Genomic DNA, 9,292 nt, shown 5'->3' with positions numbered 1-9,292 from the left:
GCCGATGGGCCGAAGCGCAAGGGCACGGGGTTCTTCCGAGCGGAGAAAGTCGACGGAAAATGGTGGATGATCGATCCGGACGGCCACCTGTTCTTTTCGAACGGCTTGGCCAATATCCGTATGGCGAACATGGGGACGATCACGGGGTATGATTTCAACGATCCCGAAGCGCGGTTCATCGATCCCGAGGAGCTCACACCCGACGATTCGGTTGACATCGTTCCGGTCGACAAGAAATACCGCGCCAGCCGGTTTCTCGCCTCTCCGCTCAGGCGGCAGATGTTCGAATGGCTGCCGACCTATGACGACCCGCTCGGCAGCCATTATGGCTATGCCCGCGAGACGAAGCGCGGCGCCGTCCAACACGGCGAGATCTTCAGCTTCTACAAGGCCAATCTCGAGCGTCGCTACGGCAAGGATTACATGGCGACCTGGCGCAAGGTGACGATTGACCGGATGCGCGATTGGGGCATGACCTCATTTGGCAATTGGGTGGATCCCAGCTTCTACCAGAATGGTCGCATCCCCTATTTCGCCAATGGCTGGATCATCGGAAACTTCAAGACGCTGTCGTCGGGCGACGACGTATGGTCGCCGCTGCCGGACGTTTATGATCCAAACTTTGTACGCCGCGCGCGACTGACCATCGAGCAGATCGCACGCGAAGTTCAGAATTCGCCTTGGTGCGTCGGCGTGTTCGTGGACAATGAAAAGAGCTGGGGCCGCGGCGACACGACAGCGACGCGATATGGCGTGGTACTGGACGCGCTGAGTAAGAAAATCTCCGAGAGCCCGGCCAAGGCACGCTTCACGCAGATGCTGCGTGACCAGTACAAGACGGTTGCGGCGCTCAACGCTGTGTGGGGCACGAAGTTCGCCAGCTGGGAAGCGTTCGGCACGGGCGCCGTTCCGGTACAGCTGGAAGCGGCGCGACCGGATCTGTCGCGGATGATGCGCGATTATGGCGAGAGATATTTCAGCACCGTCCAAAGCGAGCTCAAGCGTGTCATGCCCAACCACATGTATATGGGCGTGCGCATGGCGCAGTGGGGCATGCCCGAAGAGATTATCGAGGCGTCGTTAAAGCATTCGGACGTACTGAGCTTCAATAACTACAAGGAAGTCATGCATCCTGACAAATGGGATTTCCTGAACGCCTATGACAAGCCGGTCATCATCGGTGAGTTCCATATCGGCGCTACATCCGACACCCCCTTTTATCATCCCGGGCTGATCGCTGCGTCGGACCAGAAGGATCGCGCGCGGATCTATGAGCAGTATATCAACAGCGTCATCGATCATCCGATGATGGTCGGCGCGCACTGGTTCCAGTATATTGACGATGATGTGACCGGCCGCTCCTATGATGGCGAGAACTATAATGTCGGCTGGGTCACGACCACCGATATTCCCTATCCGGAGATGGCAGAATCCGCCCGGCGCGTGAATTACGGCCTGTATCAGCGTCGATTCGAGAAAAAATGAGCAGGCGCCGGCCCGGACTCGGGGCCGCGGCCAGGCTGTCGATCTACGCGCGCGAGCGGCGCAGTTGCAGGGGCTAAAAATGAAGATAACCGACATCTCGGCGTTTCCCTTGTGGGCGGATCACCGCAACATCTGCCTTGTCAAAGTTGAGACCGATGAGGGGATTGCCGGATGGGGCGAGTCCGGGCTGTCGGGGCGCGAGCTCGCGGTCACAGCGATGGTCGAGCACCTGAAGCAATTTTTGGTTGGTCAGGACGCGCGCAGGATTGGCGCGCTGTGGCAGGAAATGTATCGCGGCGCTTACTTTGAGGGCGGACGCACGATCACTGCGGCCATCTCCGCGATCGACATTGCGCTTTGGGATATCGCCGGGAAGGCGCTGGGCGTGCCGGTACATCAATTGCTCGGCGGAGCACAACGCGACCATATTCCATGTTTCATCACCACGACCGAAGCGCATGGCGAAGCGATGATCGCCGACATGGTGCGGCTCAAGAACATGGGGTGGGACTGCATTCGCGCGACCACCGGTGAGTCTGTCGCTGGCCCGCACGTTTATGATCCGCGCAAGGCGATCGCCATTGCCGCCGACGCGGTGATCGAAGCGCGTGCCGCTTTAGGAAGCGATGTTGCGCTGGGTATCGACTTCCACCATCGCCTGCAACCGGCCGAAGCGGCGTCCTTCTGCCAGCGCATGCCGAGCGGTACGCTTGATTTCCTCGAGGAACCGATCCGCCAGCAATGCCCGGCGGCCTATACCCAGCTGCGCAGCATGACCGACATGCCCTTTGCGATCGGCGAGGAGTTCGCGTCGAAATGGGATTTCCTCCCCTATATCGAAAGCGGCCTCACCAATTTCGCGCGGATCGACATCTGCAATGTCGGGGGCTTTACCGAGGCGATGAAAATCGCGGCGATGGCGGAAGCGCATTATATCGACATCATGCCTCATGACCCGCTCGGGCCGATATGCACGATGGCGACGATCCATATGTCGGCGGCGGTGCCGAACCTGTCCTGGCAGGAGGTCGATCCCTATGGGCGAAGCACGGCCGATTATGACCGTCTGTTCCCGAATCGGCCGCAGTTGGACAGGAACCGCTTTGCCATTCCGACCGCGCCCGGCCTGGGCCTTGAAGTCGATGAAGCAGCGGTGCGCGCCGGCAGCTTCGCATTCTGGGAATGCCCGCGGCGGTATAAGCCCGACGGTTCCTACACCAACTGGTAAGGACGATGCCGCGCCGTCGCTTCACCATTCTGGTCGCACTGTTCGTGACGGTCGTGATCAACTATCTCGATCGGACCAACATCTCGATCGCGGCGATCGATCTGGCGCGCGACCTTTCGCTGACGAAGATCGAGATGGGGATCGTCTTTTCAGCCTTTGCCTGGACCTATTCGCTGTTCCAGATTCCCGGCGGGCTGTTGGCGGACCGCGTTCGGCCGCGCCTGCTGTACCCCCTTTTGCTGACGCTGTGGTCAATCGCGACGATCGTTCAGGGGATGGCTGGCACCTTGATCATGCTGGTTGTGTGCCGCGTCCTGGTCGGCGTGTTCGAGGCGCCTTCCTATCCGATCAACAATCGCGTGGTGACCAGTTGGTTTCCCGAACGCGAACGGGCCGGAGCGATCGCATTCTACACGTCCGGCCAATATCTCGGCCTCGCATTTCTCGCGCCGCTGCTCGTGGCGTTTCAGGCGGAGTTCGGCTGGCGAGCCCTATTCTATGCCTGTGGCGCTGTCGGCATCGTGTGGGCATGGATCTGGCACATTCTGTATCGCGATCCAGACCAGGACGCGCGGCTGACCGAACCGGAGCGGAGGGCAATGGCAGCGGGCGGCGCGCTGATCGACTGGGCCGACCGGCATGACGGTGGGTCCGCTGCAAAGGCGGCGAAGGCGCCGGCGCTCAGCGGACTGTCGGTGGCATTGTCGAGCCGGAAGCTGTGGGGCGTATATCTGGGGCAGTTCTGCATCGGTACCGTCTCGATCTTTTTCCTGACCTGGTTTCCGACCTATCTCGTCGAGAGCCGCGGCATCGAGTTCGCTAAGGTGGGCTTCATCGCCTCCGCCCCGTTCCTGGCGGCGTTCTGCGGCATCCTGCTTTCCGGCACGCTGTCCGACTGGATGGTGCGACGCGGAGTCGATCAGGGGCTGGCACGCAAGGCACCGGTCCTGATCGGCATCGCCCTTTCGACCAGCATGGTGAGTGCGATTTATGCCGAAACCGACCTCCAGGTCATGGTCATCATGTCGCTGGCGTTTTTCGGCAATGGGCTGGCGTCGATTACCTGGATTTTCATCTCGCTGCTGGCGCCACGCAACCATATCGGGCTCGTAGGCGGCGTGTTCAACTTCATCGGTGGCCTATCCGCCGTGGTGACGCCGCTGGTGATCGGCCTGCTGATTGAGGGCAGTAATTTCACCCCTGCGCTGATCTATATGTGCGTTGTGACGCTCATCGGGATCTTCGCCTACACGGTGCTGGTGGGGAAGATCGAACGGGTGCCCGCGCCATCCTGCAACTGACGGGGCGGCGCCTCCTAGTCATGGGCTATTCGCCGATGACGCCGACATTCCAGCCGCTTCCCCAACCGGCGGCCCAGAGCAGTCGCCGGTCATGCGCATCGGGCTTTGCGTCGATAATCTTTTCATGGCTGTTTAGACCGTTGTTGATCTTTGCCCAGCTATTTCCACCATCGCGGGACAGGAAGAGTCCGGGGTTGCGGAAGGTGACCTCCGGCTTCATCTCGCGATACACTGTAGCAAGCAGAAGGTCAGGGTCGAGTGGCGAAGATTCGACTTGGGTCACCAACGGCGCGGAGAAGATGCGGTGCCAGGTCTTGCCACGATCGCGGCTGCGCCATGCACCGCCCTCGGAAAGCGAACCGTCATAGGGAGACCCAGTTGCGATGTAGAACGCGCGGGTCCTTCGATCGATAAACACGCTGTTGACGCTGCGAATTTCCGGCGGAAGCACCATGCGCCGCCAGTTCGACCCACGGTCGGTCGAGACATAGAGGCCCCCTTCGACATCATTTGCCGCCGCATAGAGTATTGCCGGGTCATCGGGGTCCATTGCCAGGCGACGCAAGCTGACGGACGCCGGCAGCCCGGCATTGCTCACGGCCCAGCTCCGCCCCCCGTCGCGTGACCGCATGAACCCATAACCGCCGACCGATGGTGCGCGAATGTTCGACCGGTAAATTTCGGTGAACGCGTTGCGCGTGACCAGCACGTACATGTTGTTCGGATCGACCGGATCAATTGTCAGCGAATTCTGTTCGGGCAGCATGCCGGGCGGGCCCTTGCCGAAATCGGCCTGCTGGCCTGGTTCGTCCCGCCCAGCTTCCAGCAAGGTGCCGATGTTCGTCCAGCTCTTGCCGCCGTCGACGGACCGGCGAACCTTGCCCGCATGCGCCTGGCGCCACGACAATGCATAGATGATGTGCGGATCACGCGGATGCACTGCCATCGTGGCGATGGAAACCATCCCGCCATGATGCACCTGCCCCTCGATCTGCTGGACCAGGACGATGGCCGGATCGATCGGAGCGGTGTGCGGGACAGTCTGCCAGATGCCATGCTCGCCGCTTGCCATCAGGCGCCGGCCGGGAATGCCGGTGTCGACAATGATCAGCCGACCCGGCAGGTCGCTATTGCCGCGGCCGATCCAGCGGCTTCGTTCGCCGTCAATCTCGATATCGTCGATCTGGTGCCAGCTTTCCCCCCTGTCGGTGGACTTGTGCGTTTGCTGGTCGATGCTGACATAAACCGTACCATCCGGCCCGACTTCCAACAGGCGGTTTCCTGACAGCTCAGCCTGTCGGTCGAGTTCATGGCGCAGGTGCGCAAACTCGACATTGGCCGAACTCGGATTGCCACGGCCGCGCCAATAGTCGGCGTCCTTGCCGCTGCCCCAGTAATCGCCATAGCGCACGACCACCTGCCAGTTTTTCCCCCCGTCAAGCGTGCGCCACAACTCGCCCGGGCCGAATGTTCGATCGTGCTTCTTGTTGAGTGCGACATAGATCTCGTCCGGATTGCGCGGGTTCACGGCGATCCTGTTGAAGACCGGCAGCGTCGATTGCGGCAGCTCGGGAAACGACTTATGAGCATCCGCCTGTGAAATGCCGAGCCAATGGCTGATCGTGCGGTAATAGCGCTCCACTTCGATCGGATAATTGATTCGCGCGAGGTCGAAAGGCAGGTTGCCGCTGATATCGTGCCAGCTGCGCCCGAAATCGTCGCTGACGAAAATGCCCCCCACTGCGTGAACCGTCCGATCCTTGGGAACATAGGCGGTCTGTTCGACCAAGAACAGGCGGGTGCGGCCTGTCGACGGGTTGTGATGAATTGCGAGGTCGCGCGGCAAGTTGGCTGGCAGGCCCGCGCCCCCTCGGCGCCACCTCAATCCGCCATCGTCGCTTAGGAATAATCCCTTGTTCGACGCCATGGCCAGCCGCTGCGGCGCCCGCGGATCGACGATGATCCGCCCGACATCCAGGTCAGCGGGCAATCCGGCAGTGATCCTTTGCCAGCTCCTTCCGCCGTCAACGCTTTTTAGAATGTAGCCATAGTCGACATAGCGTTCCGGTTTGCCACCCGGCCGGGCCACGGACCGGTGATTGTTCTTGACGTCCCAGAAGTTGCCGGGCCCGATGTACCAGACGCGGTCGTCGGTCGGATCGACGGTCAGTTCCGACAGCCGCGTTCCCAGCTGTTCGTCATACCACCCCTTTGTAAAAGCGGCAGGGTCGTAAGGATTGACGCCGAATGACTTCCAGCTGCGCGTCAGTTCCGTGAGCTTCGTCCAGGTGCGGCCCCGATCGGTCGTGCGGTAGAGCCAGCCGTTCCAATCGATCGCATGGCCCAAGTCCGCTCGCTGGCGCGAGAATTCGACATCGACGACGCGCTTCATTTCGTCGCCGGTGCCGTCAGCGTCCTTGAGGCTGTGCCACCGCTTGCCACCGTCCCAGCTGCCATAGCTGACATGCATGTCCGGGCCGATGAAGATGGCTTTTGGATCGGTAGGATGCGGCCAGAGTTCCTCATTATAGCCCGCCATGCCCGGCCCCACGGGATGCCAGACTACGCGCGGATCGGAGGCGATCCGTTCACTGCGCAGCCGCTCGAAATAGCGGGCATCGGATGGCTCGGCGTGCGCCGATCGTGGCGCCATCGTCGCGGTCCGGGCGCAGCCTGCTGTAGCAAGCGATATCGCGAGCGCACTCGCAACGGTCCGGGTTAAGAGGAGGGGGCGGGGTGAAGTTCGCGGCATCACATTGCCAACCTCTGCGCGTCGCAGCAATCGCCTGGGCAGGCGCTCGCGGGTGAGCAACGGGCCGGATCGATCCAGGGGCCATGGTGCGGATCAGAGCGTGTTCCAAGGGCGGCGGAGCATTCAACGTGAACGACACGGGCCAATATCGTCAGTGCAGCGATCATATTGCCAGCTGCGTCGAACATGCTCCAGCGCGACCAATGCATCGTCCTCTTCCCCGTTTCAAACGTCGATGAGCTGATTTGGCATCGAGCACCGTGTGTCGATGATCGTGGGCGATCGGCCCTGTAAAGTAGCAGAATGTCGACACTTGACAATCTATATCGTGCCTGAGCTTATTCCCGCGCTTGGCATGCGAACCCGCGCTGCGACAGGAGAGATCATATGGGAGGTTTGGGGCGGCTCGCCGGCGTTTGGCTTGGGGCGTTGATTGTCTCATTTTCCGGCGTCGCGGCCCGGGCGCAGACCCTGCCGCAGTCGCAGCCCGACATATTGTGGATTGTGACCGATGATCAGCGCCCTGATTCGGTGGCAGCTTTCAACCGTGCGATGACGGGACGCGCCGAGAGCAGGCTGGGTCCGGTCGAATCGCCCAATCTGGATCGGCTGGCCCGTCAAGGCGTGCTGTTCGTGAACGCGTTCAATCAAGCACCGACCTGTGGGCCCTCGCGCACTTCGATGCTCACTGGCCGTTATCCCTTCCGCAACGGCAAATATGGCTGGGAGAATACGCATCAGACCGCCGATTTCGTGCGGCCGGCCTTCTCGCAGGCTGTGCGGCGCGCCGGATATGGCACGGCCGTCATCGGCAAGCGGCACTATTCTATTGTGCCCAAGGACAAGTCGGAGCCGATTTATGACCTCGAACTCGACTTCGCGCGCGACATGCAGCGCAATGGCATTGGCGACTTCACTTCGGAGGGCAGCTACGGTCTGGCCGATTCGGTGCTACTGCGGCGCGCTGGAACTGAGACGGTATTCTATCCCGACGGACGGACGAAAACCTATCAGATCTCTTGGGCCGACCGCGAACTGAGCGCCGCAGAGGAGGCGACCAAGGCTGCGGTGGAGAAGGAGTTCGACATCCTTCGCGCCCGCACCCAGATCCATACTTCCCTGATTTTGGGCGGCGTCAATCCAATGCCCGCCGGCCGAACGATCGACGGCAGGATCTTGGAGGAGTTTCAGAATTATCTTGCCAACGCCAACCGCGACTACAAGTCGACTTGGGGTGCGACGCTGCAGGGCGCGGACCGTACGAAGCCGCTGTTCGTCAATCTGGGTTTCCATTTCCCACATACGCCGGTTCTTCCGCCCAAGAGCTTCAGGGACCGGTTCAAGAGCAAATATTATCGCCTACCCGAATTCGATACGGACGAGCTCTCTGCGCTGCCTCCCCAGCTCGTCGAGACCTATAATGAAGCGAAGTCTGACAGACTGACCGACAGCGAAAAGCTGCAGGCGGTACGAGACTATTATGCGTTCACCGCCTATGGCGATACGCTGATCGGCAAGGCAGTCGACTCGTTCGTCGAATATTCGAAGTCCAATGGACGCGAGTATATGGTTGTCATCACCATTGGCGATCATGGCTGGCAACTTGGCGAGCAGGGGATCATGGGGAAATTCGGTCCATGGGACCAATCCATCCATGGCGCGGCGATCGTCATTTCCTCCAACAAAACAGCGTTCCCCGCCGGCAAGGTGTTCCGGGAATTCGTCGAGTATGTCGACTTCGCGCCGACAATCATGGCGGCGGCAGGCGTTGATGTCGGAAAGCCTGAATTCGCCTATCTCGACGGTTTTGACCTTGCCCGTGCGCTCGTCGATCCAAAGCTCAAGCGCGACTATATCCTAGGCGAAATGAACCTGGTGAACGGTCACCGGGCGTATATGCGGACGAAGGATTTCGCCTTCTCGATGCGCACCCGGGATTTCCGAACGGAAGGGAGGAGTCCTAACCTCAATCGGGATGTCACCTGGGCGCTGGATGTGGCGCCAAAGAAGGCGGATTTGGCGCTGTACGATCTGCGCGTCGATCCGGGTGAGCGGCGTAACCTTGCCACGACGTTGGACTATGACGATCTGGCGCAATGGTTCCGCGAGAAGCTCGGCAACATCGTGCTAGGCGATGGGCGAGTGGAAGCAGACTGGGGCCGCGAGAACGCCTATAACCTCAGCAACTTCGCTGGGGGTGCAGATGACAAGCGAATTGCTATTCCGCCAGCGCTGCTTCCCAACTCGCCGCGCGTCACGCGGCCCGGGCCCAACCGCTGACGGCGGGCCGACCTGCCAATGTGGTGGACGAGGCTATGGCGGGCGTTCGGGCGTCGACAGCGTCGGCGTGCAAGGCCCGCGCTAGGAACCGGAGACTTGCGGGCGGCATGTCCGCGCAGCGCTTGGCCTTAGCGTTCTGCTGACTGATCCACGCTCCTGTCGTCACCTCCGTCCGCTCGGCGGCCAGCCGAGGGAATTGCGGCTCACGGCCGTCTCAGAATTCATCATAGCCACCGAGACACCGCA

5 protein-coding genes are annotated in these 9,292 nt (G+C 61.0%); 4 read left to right on the top strand and 1 reads right to left on the bottom strand.

What is annotated here, in order from left to right:
• The 3 genes from BFL28_RS04580 to BFL28_RS04570 all read left to right on the top strand — a co-directional run.
• The coding region (locus BFL28_RS04580) for a beta-galactosidase (RefSeq protein WP_173655675.1) at positions 1–1,485 on the top strand (1,485 nt) is incomplete at its 5' end.
• Positions 1,486–1,564: 79 nt separating this feature from the next.
• On the top strand, positions 1,565–2,713 hold the full coding sequence (locus tag BFL28_RS04575; protein ID WP_069319426.1) for a mandelate racemase/muconate lactonizing enzyme family protein: 1,149 nt from the start codon (positions 1,565–1,567) through the stop codon (positions 2,711–2,713).
• Positions 2,714–2,718: 5 nt separating this feature from the next.
• Positions 2,719–4,014, top strand: coding sequence for an MFS transporter (locus BFL28_RS04570; protein ID WP_069319425.1), 1,296 nt, complete (start codon positions 2,719–2,721; stop codon positions 4,012–4,014).
• 25 nt (positions 4,015–4,039) lie between these two features.
• On the opposite strand, the gene BFL28_RS04565 is transcribed toward BFL28_RS04570, so the two are convergent.
• Positions 4,040–6,667 carry a WD40/YVTN/BNR-like repeat-containing protein gene (locus BFL28_RS04565; RefSeq protein ID WP_069319424.1) on the bottom strand — a complete coding sequence of 876 codons (2,628 nt, stop codon included), beginning with the start codon at positions 6,665–6,667 and terminating at the stop codon, positions 4,040–4,042.
• Positions 6,668–7,153: 486 nt separating this feature from the next.
• On the opposite strand from BFL28_RS04565, the gene BFL28_RS04560 reads away from it, so the two are divergent.
• Positions 7,154–9,046 carry a sulfatase-like hydrolase/transferase gene (locus BFL28_RS04560; protein ID WP_069319423.1) on the top strand — a complete coding sequence of 631 codons (1,893 nt, stop codon included), beginning with the start codon at positions 7,154–7,156 and terminating at the stop codon, positions 9,044–9,046.
• The last annotated feature ends 246 nt before the right edge of the window (positions 9,047–9,292 follow it).

The organism is Sphingomonas turrisvirgatae, assembly GCF_001721295.1.
Lineage (GTDB): Bacteria > Pseudomonadota > Alphaproteobacteria > Sphingomonadales > Sphingomonadaceae > Sphingomonas > Sphingomonas turrisvirgatae.
This window is presented reverse-complemented; position numbering and strand designations above follow the sequence as displayed.